The sequence below is a fragment of the Epibacterium ulvae genome (genome assembly GCF_900102795.1).
GTDB lineage: Bacteria > Pseudomonadota > Alphaproteobacteria > Rhodobacterales > Rhodobacteraceae > Epibacterium > Epibacterium ulvae.
Genome location: NZ_FMWG01000006.1, coordinates 1 through 21492, shown reverse-complemented (window position 1 = coordinate 21492; position 21492 = coordinate 1). Strand labels below are relative to the sequence as shown.

The following is a 21492-nucleotide window of genomic DNA, read 5'->3' as shown; positions in this document are numbered from 1 at the left end:
GGCTGCGCGACATTTCCCTTTGATTATTGCTCTAAAACCCCCATTTAGAGACGAAAGATCATAACAAGGGGTCCCGCAATGACGCGTTACACAAAAGATCCAGCTGCAATCGCAGCCCTCTCCGAAGAAGAGTTCTATGTCACGCAGAACGCCGGCACCGAACGCCCCGGCACCGGCAAATTGCTGAACAACAAAGAGATAGGCCTTTACGTAGACATCGTATCTGGTGAGCCGCTATTTGCCTCTTCCTCAAAATACGAATCCGGTTGTGGCTGGCCCAGCTTTACCAAACCCATCGAGGTCGCCCATGTCACCGAAATCGAAGATCGCACCCTGGGCATGATCCGCACCGAAGTGCGATCCACCCATGGTGACAGCCACCTGGGCCATGTCTTTCCTGATGGTCCCCGTGATCAGGGTGGTTTACGCTATTGCATCAACTCAGCCGCCCTTCGGTTCATTCCATTGGCAGACATGGAGGCCGAGGGCTACGGCGCTTATATCGACCAAGTGGAGGAACACTGATGAGCACACATGAACGCGCTGTTCTTGCAGGGGGATGTTTCTGGGGCATGCAAGAGCTGATCCGCGCCCTCCCCGGCGTCACATCAACCCGCGTCGGCTACACAGGCGGTGATGTCCCCAATGCGACCTACAAAAACCACGGCACCCATGCCGAAGGGATCGAGATCATCTTTGATCCCACTCAAACCTCATTCCGCAAGCTGCTGGAATTTTTCTTTCAGATCCACGACCCATCCACAGTGAACCGTCAGGGCAACGACCGTGGCATGAGCTATCGTTCTGCTATCTATTATGTGGATGAGGCGCAAAAAGCCACCGCCCAAGACACAATTGCGGATGTCGATGCCTCAGGTCTATGGCCCGGCAAAGTCGTAACCGAGCTGGAGCCCGTCAGCGATTTCTGGGAGGCCGAACCAGAACATCAGGATTACCTGCAACGTCTGCCCAATGGCTATACTTGCCATTTTGCGCGGCCAGATTGGGTTCTGCCCAAACGCGAAGCCGCAGAATAAACAAAGCTTGGCACAGGCCAGAACCGCTTGTGCTATCCTGCGTCAGAGGCCACACGCGGTCTTGCGGTGGCCTCAACCGTCACCGTTCCTTCTACAAAAACAACTTGGTTTTCGACCTCGGCGGTTCGAATGTCCCGCACAGGCGAAATCGTCACATCTGAAACACCCTGCCCGCCCAGCGCTGCTTTTACCTCAAGGCTCAGGGCTGTTTCCAGCGCCGCCAGTGCGGCCTCTGAGGATGTAAAATCCTGCGGGCGCTCTGCGATATGGGCGCGATATACGCCTTCACTCAGAACCGACACCGTGCCGCTTCGCCGTTCTGTCAAACGCCCCACAACCGCCCCAATCGCATTGGCCACCCCCGCATGTTCCGGCAAGATCATCTTGCAATTCAAATGGCGGCCCACAGCGGGATAATAGCAGGCCGCAGAAGCGCCGAGCCCCACCACATCCACGTTTAGCCCAGCGTCAAACGCCAAAATCCCTCGGTGCTTTGAAAGCCCTTTTTGCATCAAAACATGCTGCGCTAATTCTGCAGGCGTTTGCCCAAAAACCGCAGCCTCTTCGGCAAAGGCCGCTTCCAAAAGCGCCTGCGCCGTTTGTCGGGTCAGTTGATCTACAATCATCTGGGACAAGGTTTCAGCATCTGGGGCCAGACGCGCACCACTGCCAATGCGGCGACGCGCCATCACGGCCAGCGCCTTCTCGGCCGCCGCCCCATCCCATTCAGATGTACGCCCCAAAAGATGCGCCGCATCTGACGGCGTGACCGACGCGATCTGCACCAGCCCGCGCGCAATCAGTTTCTGCAGTGCGCTTTGATCCAGACGCGTGCGCAGCACCCTGCCAAGCGGTACAACATCCGTACCGATCCGATCAAACACAGCCATTTCGCGTGGGGCCAAACCATCCACACCACCAGTGAGGGCTGCTTTGGCAAACATGCCATCATATTCGCCCAGAATCGGCGCATTCAATGCACGATCCAAGACACCGTGCACCACATCAGGCGCAACTTCGGCCACCAGCGCAATCGGCAACACCCGGCGCGGGCCAAGCGTCACGCCGCCCTGCAAGCCGCTGGTCACCGCGTGCACCTGACTGTCACCGCCAAGCCCCGTGGTGCGCATCGCCACGGCCTCGACCATGGTGTTAAATCCGCCCACCGTTGCGCCCGCCGGATCAATCGCAGGCCTGCCCCCACGGATCAGCGCCACATCTGTGGTGGTGCCGCCAATGTCACTGACCAGCGCTGTCTCACACCCCGTCAACCACCGCGCGCCAACAACCGATGCGGCAGGGCCGCTCAGGATGGTTTCAATCGGACGCCTGCGCGCCTCAGCCCCCTGCATCAGGGCCCCATCCCCGCGCACCACCATCATAGGTGCCCTTATACCCAGTGCCTGCAAACAGGTTTCTGCGCGGTTGATCAGCCCATCAATCATCCCAATCAGGCGCGCATTCAACACCGCCGTCACCGCCCGTTTTGGTCCATTCAGCTTGGCTGATAGATGATGGGAACACGTCACCGGCCGGTCAACGACCTTACGAATATGCGCCGCAACAACCTGTTCATGGGCGGGATTGCGCGTTGCAAACAGGCTGGCTATGGCAAACCCGCTGACACTTGTGCCATGGTCGTACAAGAACGCATCCAACGCCTGCAGATCCAAAGGGGCGGCCTCCTCCCCGGAATGGCTATGCCCCCCCGCCATCACCAGAACGGGATCGCCTTTCAACGCCTCTTCCAGCCCATGGCGCGCAAGATCTTCAGCGGCAAAGCCAATATAGATCAACGCCACGCGGCCGCCCTGCCCTTCGACCAAGGCATTGGTCGCCAATGTGGTGGACAAGGACGCCAGGCTGATCTGGCGTGGATCCACACCTGAAGCCTGTAAAACAGCACGCACAGCCGCGGCGATCCCTTCCGCCAAATCATGGCGCGTGGTCAGCGCTTTGGCGCTTGCGATCACCTCAGCTTCATCCCGAATTAAAACCGCATCCGTATAGGTGCCACCCGTGTCCACCCCCAAGGCAAGCGTCATGTCACATCTCCCTGCAAGCGGTCCACGGCCCAGCGCGCCGCCTCGGCCACTGTGGGATCTGGATCTTCTACCAAATCTTGCGCAGCGGGGCACAGGCTGGCATCACCAGAATTCCCAATCGCATACATGACATTGCGCACAAATCGATCCCGCCCGATCCGTTTTATGGGTGAGCCAGAAAAGAACGCGCGAAATCCCGCATCATCCAGCGCGGCCAATTCAACAAGTTTCGGCGCGTTCAGCTCTTCGCGTGCGCCGTAGCGCAGATCACTGGCCGCAACCGCAAATTTATTCCATGGACAGGCCGCCAGACAATCGTCACAGCCGTAAATCCGATTGCCCAACTTGCTGCGCAGATCCATATCAACCGGACCTTTGTGTTCAATCGTCAAATAGGAAATGCAGCGCCGCGCATCCAGCTGATAGGGCGCAGGAAATGCATCTGTCGGACAGGCTGTCAGACAAGAGCGGCACGATCCGCAATGATCCCGCTCACGCGTATCTGCAGGCAGCTCCAGCGTGGTAAAAACAGACCCTATAAAGGCCCAATTGCCAAAATCACGGCTCACCAGATTGGTATGTTTCCCCTGCCATCCCAGCCCGGCTGCCTGCGCCAGCGGCTTTTCCGGGACCGGCGCAGTATCGACAAACACTTTGACCGCCGTGTCATCACCTGTTTCAGCAATCAACCAGCGCGCCAACCGTTTCAGCCGTTTCTTGACCAGATCATGATAGTCCTTGTTGCGCGCATAAACCGAAATCGCGCCTAGATCGGATTGGCCAACCACCGCCATCGGATCTGCATCCGGCGTGTAGCTTTCCGCCAGCATGATAACCGATCGCGCCTCAGGCCACAGCTGTGCCGGATCTCCGCGCCAAGCCGTGCGATCAGCCATCCATCCCATCTGACCGTGATAGCCCGCATCCAAAAACGCCTGCAAGCGGCCCGGCACCTCTGGCACGTCCCACGGGCGGCAGATCCGACAAGCCACAAAGCCTTCCGCCAAAGCCTGTTCAATAAGGCGCGTTTTTAGATCTGCTGTATCCGTCATGCCCTGCTACCTAAGGCGCAGCAGACCGTCTCGCAAGCGATCAGAAGTCTAGATCGGCATAATGCGCGGGCGGACGGAAGCCGGAAATCTGATCCGCAAGGATAGAGCGAAAGGCTGGCCGCGATTTGATCTTGGCATACCAGTCTTTTACCGCAGCCGAGCGGTTCCAATCCACATCCGAGATATAATCAAGACAAGACAGATGCGCCGCCGCGGCAAAATCCGCCAGCGTCATCACATCGCCCGCCAACCAACGGCGATGATCCAGCAGCCACGCCATATAATCCAGATGATATTTGATCGCCTTGGCGCCTGCTTTCACATTCTTACTGTCGGGATAGCCTTCCCCCGTGACCTTTTTGTTCACCCGCTCATACAGCAGTTTTGAAGTCACCTCGTGATGAAACTTATCATCAAACCAGCTGATCAGGCGGCGCACCTCAAACCGGGCCTCAGGATCTGCAGGCATCAAAGGGGGTTCAGGGCGCGTGTCTTCCAGATACTCACAAATCGCAGCACTTTCTGACATCATGATCCCATCAAGACGCAGCACAGGAATTTTTGCCGCTGGATTGCGACGCAGGAAATCCGGGTCTTGTTCCCAATACCGCTCTTCTATCAGCTCAACCTCAATTTTTTTCTCTGCCAAAGACAGACGCACCTTACGGCAAAACGGAGAAAGAGGGACATGATACAAGCGGGCCATCGGGGAACGCAGACTCCAAATCGGTGGAAAGCAATGATCTCCCTGACATGCCCAATGCTGTCAGAAACTTCAATCCTCGAAACAGGCTGATCTGCCATCTGCGCGGATCGTAGCCGCGCCGTCACGAATGCGTTCGGCGCGCTTTGCAAGGGTTTTACTGGGGTTTGCGGCAGATCGCCCCTTTGGATTGGGCAAAACAGCCGCCAAAAGCGACGCCTGACGCGCAGAGAGCTCATCCGGGCCCACACTAAAATATTTCCGTGATCCCGCTTCGACGCCAAACACACCTTCATCCATCTCAGCCACATTCATATAGACTTCAAGGATGCGCTTTTTGCTCCAAACCGCTTCCACCGCGGGCGTCAGCAATGTTTCAAGCGCCTTGCGCAGCCAGCTGCGCTCTTGCCACAAAAACACATTTTTCACGACCTGCTGCGATAGGGTAGAACCGCCGCGTTTACGGCCCCCTTCAATGGCCGCCCGAATGGCAGCGACATCAAACCCCCAATGCGTGCAGTAATTGGCATCCTCAGCCGCGACAATCGCACGCGCCATCACAGGCGCAACATCCTCAATCGGCACCCATTCGCGGTCCACATCCCCCAAACGCCGTTTTTCAGACCAGATGGTATGGGTTGTTGGTGGGTTGACCACCGAAAACAGCACAACCAAGCACAAAACAAACGCCACCATCCCCAAAACTGCGCGCATCAGCCAGCGCCGCAGCCAACGGATCGGGTGAAATCCGCGCTTGCTCTTTTTCCCTGCCTCTTTGCCCTTGGGCCGTTTTTTTGCTTTTGCCATATCTCTCTATAATCCAGCCTCTCACGGATCACCAAGAGAACATTCACACGAAAAAAACCCGCAAGTGAAACACCTGCGGGCCAGTTGGGGATAAAGTAATATTTGCTTACTCAGCCGGGATTGCCGCTGCCTCGTGGGCGATTGGATGCGGCAATTTATTCAGCATCTCTTTTGGACACACTTGAACAAATTTGCTCTTTTCAGTGTCCCAGTGCTGCAGAATATCCGCCGCTTTGCGGCTGCGGGTTTCTGCCAGATGCTGCTCAATCAGGCCTTTCAACTGGCCTTCCCAATGCGCCACAGTCACCGGGCAGATCACCAGGCTTTCCATGTTCATCATCGCTTCAGCCTCGCCGTCAGGATCATACAGATACGCCATCCCACCGGTCATGCCCGCGCCAAAGTTTGCACCAATAGATCCAAGGATCACTGCAATACCGCCGGTCATGTATTCACACCCGTTGGAACCACAGCCCTCGATCACCACCTTGGCACCGGAATTTCGCACGGCAAAACGCTCGCCTGCGCGGCCCGCTGCAAACAGATAGCCATCAGTTGCACCATAAAGCACGGTATTGCCGATAATGGTATTTTCCGAAGCGTTCAGCGGGCTGACCTGCTGCGGGCGCACTGTGATGAAACCACCAGACAGGCCTTTACCCACATAGTCGTTTGCATCACCCGACACTTCCAGCTTCAACCCCGGAGCCGCAAACGCGCCCAGCGCCTGCCCTGCTGATCCCTGCAGTTTCACCGTCAGATGATCCTGCTGCAGCGTGTTGCGCATGCCAAAGTTCTGCACGATATGGCTAGACGTGCGGGTACCCACTGTCCGATGCGTGTTTTGCACCGCATAAGACAGCTGCATCTTTTCACCATCTTTCAGGAACCGCGCCGCATCGCGCACGATTTCTGCGTCCAGCGTGTCTGGCACTTCGTTCCGGTCACGATCACGATTGTAAACAATGTCATGCGCGCCATCGACGGTGATCAACATCGGGTTCAGGTCCAGATCGTCCAGATGCGCTGATCCACGTGAAACCTGTGCCAAAAGATCCGCACGGCCAATCACATCATCCAAGCTCCGCGCGCCGATCGACGCCAGAATCTCACGCACTTCCTGCGCATAGAAGGTGATCAGGTTTACAACCTTATCTGCGTTGCCGGTAAACTTGCCGCGCAAGTCCTCGTCTTGGGTACAGACCCCAACCGGGCAAGTGTTGGACTGGCATTGACGCACCATGATACAGCCCATCGCAATCAGCGCGGCAGTGCCAATGCCATATTCCTCGGCCCCCAGCATCGCAGCCATCACAATATCACGCCCGGTGCGCAATCCGCCATCGGTGCGCAGGGTCACACGATCCCGCAGATTGTTCATCGCCAGAACCTGATGCGCCTCAGTCAGGCCCATCTCCCATGGCAGACCACAATATTTGATCGACGTTGCAGGCGACGCGCCAGTCCCACCGTTGTGACCTGAAATCAGGATCACGTCGGCCTCAGCCTTGGCCACACCTGCCGCAATGGTGCCAACGCCGGATGCAGCAACCAGCTTCACGGTCACCTTACAACGTGGGTTGATCTGCTTCAGGTCGTAGATCAGCTGCGCCAGATCCTCGATCGAATAGATGTCGTGGTGCGGCGGCGGTGAAATCAGCGTCACACCTTTGGTCGAATGGCGCAGGCGCGCAATCAGATCTGTGACCTTCATGCCTGGCAGCTGGCCACCCTCACCGGGTTTTGCACCCTGTGCCACCTTGATTTCCAGCTCTTCACACTGGTTCAGATATTCCGCAGTCACCCCAAAGCGACCCGACGCCACCTGTTTGATCTTTGCAGATGGGTTATCGCCATTGGATTCAGGGTGGAAATGCGCCGGATCTTCGCCGCCCTCACCTGAATCTGATTTTGCACCAATACGGTTCATCGCAACGTTAAGGGTTTTGTGCGCCTCGGGGCTCAACGCGCCCAGCGACATGCCCGGCGTCACAAACCGTTTGCGGATCGACGTGATCGATTCTACCTCTTCCAGCGGCACCGCTTCGCCCAAAGGTTTGATGTGCAGCAAGTCCCGCAAATGGATCGGCGGGTTTGATTGCATCTTGGCTGAATACTGTTTCCACATCTCATAAGAGGCACGATTACAGGCCATCTGCATCATATGCATGGATGACGCTTCCCAGGCGTGGGTCTCGCCAGATTTACGCGCCTTGTAGAAGCCACCAATCGGCAGCACGCCTTCAGCTGTGGACCAACCTTTGGCGTGAATTTCTTCGGCCTTTTGTTGAATACCCGTGACACCAATACCGGAAATCCGACTGGTCATACCCGGGAAGAATTCCGCGCACATCGCGCGCGACAGACCAACTGCTTCAAAATTCAAACCACCGCGATATGAGGAAACAACCGAGATCCCCATCTTCGCCATGATTTTCAGAAGACCCTGATCAATCGCCTCACGGTAACGCGCTACGTTTTCAGTCAGCGTGCCGTCCAACAGGCCACGGTTAATCCGATCCGCCAGCGAATCCTCAGCCAGATAGGCGTTTACAACCGTTGCACCACAGCCAATCAGTACCGCGAAATAATGGGGGTCCACACATTCCGCAGACCGCACATTCAACGAGCAGAAGGTCCGCAAACCTTTGCGCGTCAGATGGCTATGCACAGCTGAGGTCGCAAGAATCATCGGCATCGCGACTTTGCCCGCGTCTGAATACTGATCCGTCAGCACAATATGCCCCGCACCAGAGCGCACAGCCTCTTCGGCCTCGGCCCGCACACGGTCCAACGCAACGCGCAGCGCGCCTTGGCCCGGTTCAAAGCTACAATCGATTTCCGCCAAAGGCGCATTGAACTGCGCGACCAGCTTGTCCCATTGCGCATTGCCCACAAAGGGGCTTTCCAGAACGATAATCTCGGTCTGGCTGCTGTCTTCATCCAGAACGTTCTTCAGGTTTCCAAACCGCGTTTTCAGCGACATCACGCGGTATTCCCGCAAACTGTCGATCGGTGGGTTGGTCACCTGGCTAAAGTTCTGTCTAAAGAAGTGGCTCAACGGGCGATACATTTTCGACAACACAGCCGAGGGCGTATCATCTCCCATTGATGCAAGGCTTTCTTTGCCATCTTCCGCCATCGGAGACAGGATTTGCTCCAGCTCTTCAATGGTATAGCCTGCCGCAACCTGACGGCGACGCAGGTCCTCTCCTTTAAACAGCGGCGCCTCGGTCACGCCGCTCAGCGTGTCGTCCAGATCAGCAATCTTGCCCACCCAGTCGCCAAACGGCAGCGCGCGCGCCAGTTTGTCTTTGATTTCGGTGTCGTGGAACAGCTTGCCTTTTTTCATGTCCACAGCCAGCATCTGACCGGGGCCAAGCGCGCCTTTTTCCACCACAGACGCCTCATCGATTGGCACCATGCCCGCCTCAGATCCCGCAATCACCAGACCATCACCCGTCACCACATAGCGCATGGGGCGCAAACCGTTGCGGTCCAGACCCGCACACACCCAGCGCCCATCGGTCATAGCCAATGCAGCAGGGCCATCCCAAGGCTCCATCACAGAGTTGCAATAGGAATACATGTCCCGCCAGGCCTTGGGCAGTTCCAACGCCTGTTTGGACCAGCTTTCCGGCACCAACATGGTTTTCGCCATCGGCGCAGACCGGCCTGCGCGCACCAGAACCTCAAACACCGAATCCAGCGCCGCTGAATCAGATGATCCACCTGCGATGATGGGTTTGATATCCTCTGCGTAATCGCCAAAGGTACCCGAGGCCATGCGAATTTCATGGCTCTTCATCCAGTTGATGTTGCCTTTCAGCGTGTTGATCTCACCATTGTGCGCCAACATGCGGAATGGCTGCGCCAACCACCATTGTGGGAATGTGTTGGTGGAATAGCGCTGGTGATAAATCGCAAAGGCGCTTTCAAAACGCGTGTCCATCAGATCGGGGTAAAACACCGCAACCTGTTCCGCCAGCATCATGCCTTTATAGATGATCGACCGGCAGGACAGAGACGCGATATACAATTCACCCACCTGCGCCGCCGCAGCCGCTTTTTCAATCCGGCGGCGGATCACATACAACTCGCGCTCAAAAGTCTCTTCATCAACGCCTTTGGAGTTTGAAATCAGGATTTGTTCAATCTCGGGCCGGGTCGCGTTGGCCTTGTCTCCCAGACAGGACACATCCACCGGCACGTGACGCCAGCCGTAGATAAAATAGCCCATGCGCAGAATTTCGGTTTCGACGATGGTCCGGCAGGTCTCCTGCGCGCCAAAATCGGTACGCGGCAAAAACACCTGACCAACCGCAACCAATTCATCCTGCCGTGGTTCATGGCCTGTGCGTTTGATCTGATCATAGAAAAACGGAACCGGGATCTGCACGTGGATGCCCGCGCCATCGCCGGTTTTCCCATCCGCATCCACAGCGCCGCGGTGCCAGATCGCTTTCAGCGCGTCGATGCCCGCTTCAACCACTTTGCGGCTTTTTTGGCCATCGACGGATACGACAAGCCCCACACCACAGGAAGAGTGCTCTTCCTCTTCACCATAAAGCCCGTTTTCAGACATCCACTTGCGCTTTGCTTCCTCAGCGCGGGCCCATTCTGCATCATATTTTGTCATTGGCTGTTTCCTTCTTCAGAGGCAACATTGCTGTTCTTTAGGTCACTCTGTCTGACCAATTCGAAAAAAGGGGGAGGCCGCTGCGCTGCACAGGCGGTGCACGCCCGGTGCACAAATAGCACCCCCCTTGAAATCTGGCTTATTCGGCAGCCACGGCGCCCTTGGCGTTGAACTTTTCAAGGATCGCTTCGGCGCAATCGCGGCCATCTTTGATGGCCCAAACCACCAGCGATGCCCCCCGCACAATGTCGCCCACGGCATAAACGCCGTCCATTTCGGTGGCGCCCGTTAGATGTTGCGCCTTGATCGTACCCCAACGTGTCACCGGCAGCTCGGGCTGGTTCCAAAGGGTTGGCAAATCTTCAGGAGAGAAGCCCAGCGCCTTGATCACCAGATCTGCCTCTTCCAAGTAATCCGCACCTTCAATAAGTTCAGGCGCTTGGCGACCAGAAGCATCCGGCTGGCCCAGGCGCATTTTCTGCACCATCACGCCAGACACTTTGCCGTCCGTATCGGTAAACGCTTTCGGCGCAGACAACCATTCAAACACCACGCCTTCTTCTTCAGCGTTCTGGGTTTCCCGCTGCGAACCGGGCATATTGGCCCGGTCACGACGATAAAGACATTTTACCGAGGTCGCACCCTGACGGATAGAGGTGCGCACGCAGTCCATCGCAGTATCACCGCCACCGATTACCACGACTTTTTTGCCGTCAGCGTTCAACGTGCCATCTTCAAATTCCGCGATGCTATCGCCAAAGTTCGACGCCTTGTTGGCAACCGTCAGAAAATCAATAGCTTTTACAATGCCTGTGGCACCAGACCCCGGCATATCAAGGTCACGCGATTTATACACACCGGTTGCGATGATCACGGCATCATGTTTCGCGCGGATCTCTTCAAACGCGATATCTTCGCCGATGTTACAGTTCATCACAAAGGTCACACCGCCATCTGCCAGCAGCTGATTGCGGCGCATCACTACGTCTTTTTCCAGCTTAAAGCCCGGAATACCGTAGGTCAGCAAGCCACCCGCGCGGTCATAACGATCATATACGGTGACTTGTACGCCAGCTTTGCGCAGCATATCCGCAGCTGCCAAACCGCCAGGGCCGGCCCCAATGATCCCCACAGATTCGCTGCGTTCCGCCAAAGGCGCATTGGCTTTCACCCAGCCCTTTTCCCAGGCCGTATCGGTGATGTATTTTTCAACCGCGCCAATGGTCACGGTACCATGGCCAGACTGTTCGATCACACAATTGCCTTCACACAGACGGTCCTGCGGGCAAATACGGCCACAGATTTCAGGAAAGGTGTTTGTTGCCTGTGAGGTCGCATAAGCCTCTTCCAGACGGCCAGTTGCAGTCAGACGCAGCCAATCCGGGATATTGTTGTGCAACGGGCAATGTGATTGGCAATACGGCACACCACACTGGCTGCAGCGCGAAGATTGTTCTTCTGCCTTCACAGCAGCGAACTCTTGGTAAATCTCGTCGAAATCTTCAGTCCGTACATGTGCTGTACGTTTTTCGGGCATGTCGCGTTCAACTTGAACAAATTTGAGCATCGGTTGCTTGGCCACGGGCTGCCTCCTTCTTTGCTACCACCGGCAACTGGCCGGAGTGGCGTAATAAAGTCAGTATTATTGACCTAATTGATCAATTCTTACCCTTCTCATAACGAGTTTCAGAGGGATGTACAGATATTTTAGGTCCAAATCGGACCTTATTGCGGAACTTCCATTTTAGGCCAAGGGCTTATACACCTTGTATAGATTACCTCCTCCTCTCCTTTTAGGCTTACCCATGTCTTTTGCTCATCTGTTTATTGTCGCGATCATTCAAGGCATTACCGAATTCCTGCCTGTCTCCTCCTCAGGGCACCTGATTCTTCTGCCTGCTCTCACCGGAATAGAAGATCAGGGGCAACTCATTGATGTCGCAGTCCACGTCGGCACGCTTTTTGCTGTGATCCTTTATTTTTGGAAAGACGTGCGAGAAGGGCTGCAGGGCATCCCAACACTCATATGTGGTCGCGCCAACACACCCGGCGCACGGCTTGCACTGGGGCTGATCATAGCCACCATTCCCACAATTATATTCGGAGCTGTTCTCCACTTTTCAGGCCTCAGCGACATGTTGCGCTCGATGACCGTGATCGGCTGGACCATGCTTGGCTTTGGCATTGTCCTCTACCTGGCCGATCAATGGGGCCCAACACATAAAGAGACCAAAGATTGGGGCATACGTGATGCGCTGATCATGGGGCTCTGGCAGATGCTGGCCTTGATCCCCGGCACCTCGCGTTCGGGCATCACCATCACAGGCGCACGCCAGCTGGGATACACCCGCGAAGACGGCGCACGTATTGCAATGCTGATGTCGATCCCAACAATCATTGCCTCAGGGATCTTGCTGGGGGCTGAAATGGCGGTTGAGGCAAACGCAGCCGTGATGCGCGATGCAGCCATTGCCGCCGCTCTTGCCTTTGTATCCGCTCTTGGCGCCCTGACATTGATGATGCGCCTGCTGCGCAGCGTCAGCTTTACCCCTTATGTGATCTACCGCATCATTTTGGGGGGTATTCTGCTGATTGTAGCTTACACCAACTAACCACACATAGAAAAAGGCGCCAGAGCAGCGCCTTTTTATAAATCCGATCGTAAATCAGTTAGATATCGTTCCGCAGATTGCGCGCTGATCCAACCATCTCGTCATATTGGCCAGACGGGCGGAATTTCCATAGGTAATCTGGCAAAACCGATCCCAAGGCCACGGGACGAATGCCAAGCGCATCAAATCCTTTTGCCCCTTCAGATACAACATTGTCTGACTTCAGGTTCTGCAATTGATCACGCGTCAGCGTTTTATTTTCAATCAGCTGCAGCGTCGCTTTTTGCACAAGGTCAAATCCAAAGGCCATCAATCCCGCGATTGGTCCAGGCAGCGATACAACGATGCGACGCCGGTGAATCACTTCCAGCATCTGGGTCATCAGCGCGCGGAAACTCTTTACCTCGGGGCCGCCCAATTCATATGTGCCGGACGCTGCATCACCCAGGATACCCGCCACGGCGGCCTTTGCGACATCATCCACAAACACCGGTTGGAATTTGGTTGCGCCGCAGGCAATTGGCAGGACCGGCGACAAACGGGTCATCGCAGCGAACCGATTAAAGAACCCGTCTTCGGTGCCAAAAATCACCGAAGGTCGCAGGATGACAGCATCCGCGCGATTCTTCAGAACGGCTGCTTCACCCGCTGCTTTGGTCCGCGCATATTCGCTTGCACCCGTCGCGGATGCGCCAATCGCTGACACATGTACAATACGCGCAACACCCTGCGCTGCTGACACACGTGCAATCCGCTCAGCACCATCTGTGTGAACGGCCGCAAAAGAGTTTTTGCCCAGCTCGTTCAAAACACCCACGCAGTTCACCACAGCATCGGCACCCTGCATGGCGGCTGCAACCGACGCATCATCACGGATATTGCAGAACACAGGCTCCACCTGCCCTGGCACACCATAAGGTTTGACATGCATTGCCTCATTCGGGCGACGCACTGCAACACGCACGCGCCAGCCCTCTTTGGCCATGCGACGCGCGATATAGCGACCAAGAAAACCAGATCCGCCGTAGATCGTGACCAGTTTGGACATCTGTTGGCTCCAAATAATAGCTGTTGAACCGATTTACCGCCCCTGAGCGCGCGGAACAAGGCGCAAAGCACCTCACATTAAGGTCAAAGCCTGAGCTTTTTCTCATCTGTGCGCTCCCGGGAACACAAGATCTAACCTCTGGAATTTAAAAAAACTTCAAAATTCCATTTGACGTCAATAAAAACCCTTCGTATAGAGCGCCCCACGACATCTGTGCCCAGATGGCGGAATTGGTAGACGCGCTAGCTTCAGGTGCTAGTGTCCGTATGGACGTGGAGGTTCGAGTCCTCTTCTGGGCACCATATCCCTTTCAAGACATCGCCAAATTTTCACGTTTGCGTTTTGCAAGACGCCACGTTAGCTGTTTTTCGTGATATAGATTTTCAGCAGGCATTGGCATTATGAAGATACAGCTGCAAATCGTGGGCTTGGTTCGGTTTTCTATGCTGAGTCCGACATTCAACACCCGCCGTTTTTCTTCTCTTGAAGATGCAATCGCGCAGCTGTTTACGACAGAGCGGATGGAACTGAGGTTTCGTCTTTTTGAACAGCTTTGCCTACCATCTTTGTTGCGCCAATCAGATAAAAACTTTCAATTGGTGATACTCACATCTGACCAGATGCCGACGCGCTACCTAGAACGCCTTCTCGCTTTGATAGATCCACATCCGCAAGTGATCTGCTATGCGCCCTCGCCCATTAAGCACTACAATCAAATCCAGAACGGGTATGAGCTTGCGCATTTAGACGGCGCAACACACAAAGCCTTGTTCCGTCTGGACGATGATGATGGTGTTGATCGAGATTTCATCAAACGAACGCGGCGTCTGGCCGAAGCGCTGATCCCTGTGCAAGAAACAGAAGAGCCTTTTATATTGTGCGGAAATCGCGGCTTTTACGCCATCAAGTCCAGTGATGGTGTTGACGTTTTTGATGCTTGCGAACCTTCCCCCTTGTCTACAGGCGCAACACTGGTGGGCAAAGTTGAGCGCAAGTTCAACCCCTATCGCCGCAATCACCGCAGATATGCACAACACTATAGTGTCTATTCAGATCTTTCGACGCCCTCTTTTATACGCACGATGCATGGCGACAATCTTTCAAGCGTTGCGCGCCTAGGACAAACACACCAAATGAGCACGCGTGAGATACGCAAACAGCTGAAAACGCATTTCAAGCTCAGCCCCGAACATCTGAAAGATCTGTTGCAATGACCGCAAACCAAAAAGGGGCGCTTTTTATGGTCTTGGCCATGAGCGCCTACACCTGCAACGATGCAATCGTAAAACTGCTCGGCGTAACGCTGCCGCTTTCGCAAATTCTTGTGTTGCGCGGCACCTCCGCGTCGGTGCTTTTGTTGGCCTTGGCTATTGTGGCAAAAGAGCAGATCAACCCACGTAATGCGGCTGAATGGGGATTTGTTCTGGTGCGCGGCGGGTGTGAGGTTGCCGCCACTTATTTCTTTCTGACAGCCCTCTTGGTGATGCCCATCGCCAATATTACCGCCGTCATGCAAGCCCTGCCTTTAACCGTCACACTTGCAGCTGCAGTTTTATTCCGTGAGTCGGTCGGATGGCGCCGGTTGGGCGCGATCTTGATCGGCTTCTTAGGTATTGTGCTGATTGTCCGCCCAGGGCCGGACGGGTTCGCGGAGGGCACATTTTACACCCTCTTTGCCGTATTGTGCATCACAGCACGAGATATTGTCACACGCAAAATGCCCGAAGGCATGTCTTCTATGTCGCTTGCCTTTTGTACAAGCATCGCCGTAACCCTCTTTGGTGCCACCATGGCCGCCGGTCAGGACTGGCAAACTGTCACCACAACACAGGCCGGACTATTGCTAACCGCCGCCCTGTTCATCCTATCTGGATATCTGTTTTCTGTGCTGGCAATGCGATCAGGCGAGGTGTCTTTCACCGCACCGTTTCGCTATTCAGGTCTTTTGGTGGCGTTAATCATTGGCCTTTTCGTTTTTGGGCAATGGCCAGACGCGCTTACGCTTTTGGGCGCCGCAGTTGTCGTCGGTGCCGGCCTCTTCACGCTTGCCCGTGAACACAGAAAACAGCCCCTTAAGAGGCCGCAAAAACCTGTTTAATCTGAGCTTCACGAATAGCGAAACGGGCTTCAAATTCACCGATCTGCGCAGGGGTAAGTGGCTCTACCGGGACAGGTTTGCTCGCCTTGTGACCACCTGAATCATTGTATCCGTTGTGGCTGCGCACAAACATCGGCTGATCTGATAGGGTAATCGTCGGCATAAACCGCAAAATTTTCTCGTGATGGAAATTCATAATCGTCAAAGGGCAATTGCCCTGCACATACATACCAAGCGCCGCAACATAATAGGGCCTGTGAACCTCGCTAGCTGCGATCCCTTTCGCACCAAATTCAGCCACAAACCCTTTGTTGAAATCCACCGCAATCGCTTTGTGCTGCTGCACTAACCCGGAACACTCAGAAAGGGTCTGGCGCAGGCGTTCGATGAAATCGACTGAAAAGGCATCATCATCGTCATGACGAAATTGCAAACAAGGCTGTGAAGGATCACGGCGCGCCTTGTTGAGCAGCTCTTTCATCACTTCACGTTGCTTGCGCGGCGGCTCTGCTATGATCTGCACCTGTGGCATATCAGCCGTCAGATCATACAAACGGTCGCGATGGTGTTTTGGCAACGATGTGCCGATCACAATCAGCAGATCGAAATCCTGATGTGTCTGCTCTCGCAAGCAGGGCAGAGCAACCGTTTCAAGCAGGCGGAAGCGTTCCTCCAAACGTTCTTCAGCATAAAGATAGGCGATTCTGTCTTCAACACTGTCATGGGTGATCTGAAAGCCACCAAGCGCGGGATAGGAAAAACGACACAGGCCGATGACTTGCATATAAAGTGCTCTACTATGTTTTAAACTTGTCATGCCAAACTGGCATCGCAGCACAGTTGGCGCAAGTCGCAATCAGGTCAGTAGATCTGCGAAAAACCCGTTCCAGTCAGAAATAAAGAGTGCCCCATACGAGTATTTTTCTACTGCGCCAGAACGCATATCTTTGCCTTTTTCGCAAAGTTGACAAGCTGTCCGACTCTCTCTATACCGCGCGCATCCGGCACCAAAAGTCCGTCTTTTGATCGCCGAATTCAAAACCGATGTGGATCAAGGGTCAGGTACTTTTTCAACTGCCCCCTCTGTCACCCCACCGCGACGTTGACCTCGGAATGGCAACGTTTGCGGTTTTTCTGCTTGCGCAGGCATCGGATCGAGATGAGCCGCGAGGTGCAAGCCTTGCATGACGAAATGTTGCAAACGGGGATATAACCGGAATGCCAACGATCCAACAGCTGATCCGCAAGCCGCGTCAGCCTAAAGTAAAACGCTCAAAGTCCATGCACTTGGAGCAGTGCCCTCAAAAGCGCGGCGTTTGCACACGCGTTTACACCACCACACCTAAGAAACCGAACTCGGCGATGCGTAAAGTTGCCAAGGTTCGTTTGACCAACGGTTTCGAAGTTATCTCTTACATCCCAGGTGAAAGCCACAACCTTCAGGAGCACTCTGTGGTTCTGATCCGCGGCGGCCGTGTAAAAGACCTTCCAGGTGTTCGTTACCACATCCTGCGCGGTGTTCTGGATACCCAGGGCGTCAAAGACCGTAAACAACGTCGTTCGAAGTACGGCGCGAAGCGTCCTAAGTAAGAAGGAGAGGCTGATATGTCACGTCGTCACGCCGCTGAGAAACGCGAAGTACTGCCCGACGCCAAATTTGGCGATCGCGTTCTGACCAAATTCATGAACAACCTGATGATCGACGGCAAAAAGTCGGTTGCAGAAAAAATCGTTTACAACGCGTTTGATCGTGTTGAATCGAAAATCAAACGTGCTCCTGTGGAAGTGTTCCACGAAGCTCTGGACAACGTAAAACCCGCCGTTGAGGTTCGCTCACGTCGTGTGGGTGGTGCAACCTACCAGGTTCCTGTTGAAGTTCGCCCTGAGCGCCGCGAAGCACTGGCCATCCGCTGGTTGATCTCTGCTGCCCGTGGTCGCAACGAGAACACAATGGAAGAGCGTCTGGCTGGCGAACTTTTGGACGCTGTACAAAGCCGTGGTTCTGCCGTTAAAAAGCGCGAAGACACCCACAAGATGGCCGAGGCAAACAAAGCCTTCAGCCACTATCGCTGGTAATCAAGAGGCTTCCGTCCAATGGCACGCGAATATACACTCAACCACTACCGTAACTTCGGTATCATGGCGCACATCGATGCAGGTAAAACAACCTGCTCCGAGCGTATCCTGTACTACACTGGTAAATCCCACAACATCGGTGAGGTGCACGATGGTGCAGCCACCATGGACTGGATGGAGCAGGAGCAGGAACGCGGCATCACCATCACTTCGGCTGCGACCACCACATTCTGGGAACGCACCGAAGACGGTAAAACCGCTGACACGCCAAAGCACCGCCTGAACATCATCGACACCCCCGGCCACGTTGACTTCACCATCGAAGTTGAGCGTTCTCTGGCGGTTCTCGACGGTGCTGTTTGTGTTCTTGACGCAAACGCTGGTGTTGAGCCTCAGACTGAAACCGTTTGGCGTCAGGCTGACCGCTACAAAGTTCCACGTATCGTTTTTGTCAACAAAATGGACAAAATCGGCGCGGACTTCTTCAACTGCGTTGACATGATCATCGACCGCACCGGCGCAAACGCTGTGCCAGTTGGTATTCCGATCGGTGCAGAAACCGAACTTGAAGGTCTAATTGACCTCGTAACCATGCAAGAATGGGTTTACGAAGGCGAAGATCTGGGCGCGTCCTGGGACAAGCGTGAAATCCGCGCAGACCTGAAGGACATGGCCGACGAGTGGCGCGAGAAGATGATCGAAGCTGCCGTCGAAATGGACGAAGCTGCGATGGAAGCTTATCTGGAAGGCGAAGAGCCTTCTGTAGAAAAGCTGCGTGAGTTGCTGCGCAAAGGTACTCTGGAAATGGCATTCGTGCCTGTTCTGGGTGGTTCTGCGTTCAAAAACAAAGGTGTTCAGCCTCTGTTGAACGCTGTGATCGACTATCTGCCCAGCCCGCTGGACGTTGTTGATTACATGGGCTTTGCACCAGGTGACGAGAACGAAGAGCGTAACATTGCACGTCGTGCGGATGACGACATGGCCTTCTCTGGTCTGGCGTTCAAAATCATGAACGACCCCTTCGTTGGCTCGCTGACCTTTACCCGCATCTACTCCGGTAAGCTGGAAAAAGGCGACACTCTGCTGAACTCCACCAAAGGTCGTAAAGAGCGCATCGGTCGTATGATGATGATGCACTCCAACAACCGTGAAGAGATCACAGAAGCGTTTGCTGGCGACATCATCGCATTGGCAGGTCTGAAAGACACCACAACTGGTGACACACTGTGCGCAGTGAACGATCCTGTGGTTCTGGAAACCATGACCTTCCCCGATCCAGTTATCGAGATCGCAGTTGAGCCAAAGACAAAAGCTGACCAAGAGAAAATGTCTCAGGGTCTGCAGCGTCTGGCAGCCGAAGATCCATCTTTCCGTGTTGAGACTGACCTGGAATCCGGTCAGACCATCATGAAAGGCATGGGCGAACTGCACCTCGACATTCTGGTTGATCGCCTGAAGCGTGAGTTCAAGGTTGAAGCGAACATTGGTGCACCTCAGGTGGCCTATCGTGAAACCATCTCTCACGAAATCGAGCACTCTTACACCCACAAGAAACAGTCGGGTGGTTCGGGTCAGTTCGGTGAAGTTAAACTGGTTATCTCCCCCACAGAAGCGGGCGAAGGTTACTCGTTTGAAAGCCGCATTGTTGGTGGTGCCGTTCCAAAAGAATACATCCCCGGCGTTGAAAAAGGCATCAACTCGGTCATGGACAGCGGCCCTCTGGCTGGCTTCCCTGTGATCGACTTCAAAGTTGCCCTCTTGGACGGTAAGTTCCACGACGTTGACTCCAGCGTTCTGGCCTTTGAAATCGCAGCACGTATGTGCATGCGTGAAGGCATGAAGAAAGCTGGCGCGAAACTTCTGGAACCGATGATGAAAGTCGAAGTGATCACCCCCGAAGAATACACCGGCGGTATCATCGGCGATCTGACATCACGTCGCGGTCAGGTTTCAGGCCAAGAACCACGTGGTAACGCGATTGCAATTGACGCAAACGTACCGCTGGCAAACATGTTCGGTTACATCAACACCCTGCGTTCGATGTCTTCTGGCCGTGCCCAGTTCACCATGCAGTTCTCGCACTACGATCCGGTTCCGCAGAACATCTCTGACGAGATCCAGGCAAAATTCGCGTAAGCGATACGACATTGGCGGGTGGGCAACGGGTGCCCATCCGCCTCAACATATAAGGAGGCCATCATGGCTAAGGAAAAGTTTGAGCGTACGAAACCGCACGTTAACATCGGCACCATCGGCCACGTTGACCACGGTAAAACCACGCTGACGGCAGCGATCACCAAATACTTTGGTGACTTCAAAGCTTACGATCAGATCGACGGCGCACCCGAAGAAAAAGCGCGCGGCATCACCATCTCAACCGCGCACGTTGAGTATGAAACCGAAGGCCGTCACTACGCCCACGTTGACTGCCCAGGTCACGCGGACTACGTGAAGAACATGATCACCGGTGCGGCGCAGATGGACGGCGCGATCCTGGTTGTGAACGCAGCTGATGGCCCAATGCCCCAAACCCGTGAGCACATCCTGCTGGGTCGCCAGGTTGGCATCCCCAAAATGGTTGTCTTCATGAACAAAGTTGACCAGGTCGACGATGAAGAACTGCTGGAACTGGTGGAAATGGAAATCCGCGAGCTGCTGTCTTCCTACGACTACCCAGGCGACGATATTCCAATCGTAGCGGGTTCTGCTCTGGCGGCGATGGAAGGCGACAAGCCAGAAATCGGCGAAGAGAAAATCAAAGAGCTGATGGCGGCTGTTGATGAGTACATCGACACTCCTGAGCGCGCGGTTGACCAGCCCTTCCTGATGCCAATCGAAGACGTGTTCTCGATCTCTGGTCGTGGTACCGTTGTGACCGGTCGTGTTGAGCGCGGCGTGATCAATGTTGGCGACAGCATCGAAATCGTTGGTATCCGTGACACTTCCACCACCACCTGTACCGGTGTTGAAATGTTCCGCAAGCTGCTGGATTCCGGCGAAGCGGGCGACAACATCGGCGCCCTGCTGCGCGGCGTTGACCGTGACGGCGTTGAGCGTGGTCAGGTTCTGTGTAAGCCAGGTTCGGTTCAGCCGCACACCAAGTTCGAAGCAGAAGCCTACATTCTGACCAAAGAAGAAGGTGGCCGTCACACGCCGTTCTTCGCGAACTACCGTCCACAGTTCTACTTCCGGACCACTGACGTCACCGGCACCGTTACTCTGCCTGAGGGCACCGAAATGGTAATGCCAGGCGACAACCTGAAGTTCGACGTTGAGCTGATCGCGCCGATCGCGATGGAAAACGGCCTGCGCTTCGCGATCCGCGAAGGCGGCCGTACCGTTGGCGCGGGCGTTGTGTCTAAAATCACTGAGTAA

The 21492-nt window shown here is 54.9% G+C and carries 17 protein-coding genes and 1 tRNA gene; 10 read left to right on the top strand and 8 right to left on the bottom strand.

All coding sequences use genetic code 11. The features are described 5' to 3' along the window. The first annotated feature begins 78 nt into the window (after window positions 1-78). Entirely contained in the window at window positions 79-525 is a 447-nt protein-coding gene (gene msrB, locus BLP79_RS10580; protein ID WP_090218808.1) for a peptide-methionine (R)-S-oxide reductase MsrB, read from the top strand. Then, complete coding sequence (gene msrA, locus BLP79_RS10575) at window positions 525-1037, top strand: peptide-methionine (S)-S-oxide reductase MsrA (protein WP_090218806.1); 513 nt, start codon at window positions 525-527, stop codon at window positions 1035-1037. The genes msrB and msrA overlap by 1 nt, the downstream gene beginning before the upstream one ends. A 32-nt stretch (window positions 1038-1069) precedes the next feature. Here msrA and BLP79_RS10570 read toward each other — a convergent pair whose 3' ends face one another. The 6 genes from BLP79_RS10570 to BLP79_RS10545 all read right to left on the bottom strand — a co-directional run bounded on the left by BLP79_RS10570 (window position 1070) and on the right by BLP79_RS10545 (window position 11865). Continuing rightward, on the bottom strand, window positions 1070-3082 hold the full coding sequence (locus tag BLP79_RS10570) for a hydantoinase/oxoprolinase N-terminal domain-containing protein (RefSeq protein ID WP_090218805.1): 2013 nt from the start codon (window positions 3080-3082) through the stop codon (window positions 1070-1072). After that, window positions 3079-4134 (bottom strand): tRNA epoxyqueuosine(34) reductase QueG, encoded by a 1056-nt coding sequence (gene queG, locus BLP79_RS10565; protein ID WP_090218803.1) that lies wholly within the window; start codon window positions 4132-4134, stop codon window positions 3079-3081. Before queG ends, BLP79_RS10570 begins: the two co-directional genes overlap by 4 nt. Window positions 4135-4174: 40 nt before the next feature. Continuing rightward, window positions 4175-4840, bottom strand: a complete 666-nt coding sequence (fzlA, locus tag BLP79_RS10560) for an FtsZ-binding protein FzlA (RefSeq protein WP_090218802.1) — start codon at window positions 4838-4840, stop codon at window positions 4175-4177. 69 nt (window positions 4841-4909) lie between these two features. Beyond that, window positions 4910-5644, bottom strand: a complete 735-nt coding sequence (gene mtgA, locus BLP79_RS10555; protein ID WP_090218800.1) for a monofunctional biosynthetic peptidoglycan transglycosylase — start codon at window positions 5642-5644, stop codon at window positions 4910-4912. A gap of 106 nt (window positions 5645-5750) precedes the next feature. Next, window positions 5751-10283 carry a glutamate synthase large subunit gene (gltB, locus tag BLP79_RS10550; RefSeq protein ID WP_090218798.1) on the bottom strand — a complete coding sequence of 1511 codons (4533 nt, stop codon included), beginning with the start codon at window positions 10281-10283 and terminating at the stop codon, window positions 5751-5753. A gap of 139 nt (window positions 10284-10422) precedes the next feature. Continuing rightward, the gene (locus BLP79_RS10545; protein WP_090218796.1) at window positions 10423-11865 is read right to left on the bottom strand and encodes an NAD(P)-dependent oxidoreductase; all 1443 of its coding nucleotides are present in this window, start codon (window positions 11863-11865) and stop codon (window positions 10423-10425) included. 223 nt (window positions 11866-12088) lie between these two features. Between BLP79_RS10545 and BLP79_RS10540 the strand changes: the two genes are divergently transcribed. Further along, window positions 12089-12895, top strand: coding sequence for an undecaprenyl-diphosphate phosphatase (locus tag BLP79_RS10540; protein WP_090218795.1), 807 nt, complete (start codon window positions 12089-12091; stop codon window positions 12893-12895). Window positions 12896-12953: 58 nt separating this feature from the next. Here BLP79_RS10540 and BLP79_RS10535 read toward each other — a convergent pair whose 3' ends face one another. Further along, entirely contained in the window at window positions 12954-13943 is a 990-nt protein-coding gene (locus tag BLP79_RS10535) for a complex I NDUFA9 subunit family protein (RefSeq protein ID WP_090218793.1), read from the bottom strand. Window positions 13944-14158: 215 nt separating this feature from the next. On the opposite strand from BLP79_RS10535, the gene BLP79_RS10530 reads away from it, so the two are divergent. From BLP79_RS10530 to BLP79_RS10520, 3 genes are all read left to right on the top strand, one after another. Then, window positions 14159-14245, top strand: a tRNA-Leu gene (locus tag BLP79_RS10530). Window positions 14246-14344: 99 nt separating this feature from the next. After that, window positions 14345-15157, top strand: a complete 813-nt coding sequence (locus tag BLP79_RS10525; protein WP_090218791.1) for a glycosyltransferase — start codon at window positions 14345-14347, stop codon at window positions 15155-15157. Beyond that, complete coding sequence (locus tag BLP79_RS10520) at window positions 15154-16041, top strand: DMT family transporter (RefSeq protein WP_090218789.1); 888 nt, start codon at window positions 15154-15156, stop codon at window positions 16039-16041. The genes BLP79_RS10525 and BLP79_RS10520 overlap by 4 nt, the downstream gene beginning before the upstream one ends. Here BLP79_RS10520 and BLP79_RS10515 read toward each other — a convergent pair. Then, window positions 16016-16825, bottom strand: coding sequence for a putative rhamnosyl transferase (locus BLP79_RS10515; protein WP_090218787.1), 810 nt, complete (start codon window positions 16823-16825; stop codon window positions 16016-16018). The genes BLP79_RS10520 and BLP79_RS10515 overlap by 26 nt on opposite strands. Before the next feature lie 434 nt (window positions 16826-17259). Here BLP79_RS10515 and rpsL point away from each other — a divergent pair, with 434 nt between their 5' ends. The 4 genes from rpsL (at window position 17260) to tuf (ending at window position 21492) form a co-directional block, all read left to right on the top strand. Continuing rightward, complete coding sequence (gene rpsL / locus BLP79_RS10510) at window positions 17260-17631, top strand: 30S ribosomal protein S12 (RefSeq protein ID WP_005621086.1); 372 nt, start codon at window positions 17260-17262, stop codon at window positions 17629-17631. Between the two features lie 15 nt (window positions 17632-17646). Then, window positions 17647-18117 carry a 30S ribosomal protein S7 gene (gene rpsG / locus BLP79_RS10505; protein WP_090218786.1) on the top strand — a complete coding sequence of 157 codons (471 nt, stop codon included), beginning with the start codon at window positions 17647-17649 and terminating at the stop codon, window positions 18115-18117. A gap of 18 nt (window positions 18118-18135) precedes the next feature. Then, window positions 18136-20253, top strand: a complete 2118-nt coding sequence (gene fusA, locus BLP79_RS10500) for an elongation factor G (RefSeq protein WP_090218784.1) — start codon at window positions 18136-18138, stop codon at window positions 20251-20253. 63 nt (window positions 20254-20316) lie between these two features. Further along, window positions 20317-21492, top strand: a complete 1176-nt coding sequence (gene tuf / locus BLP79_RS10495) for an elongation factor Tu (protein ID WP_090218782.1) — start codon at window positions 20317-20319, stop codon at window positions 21490-21492.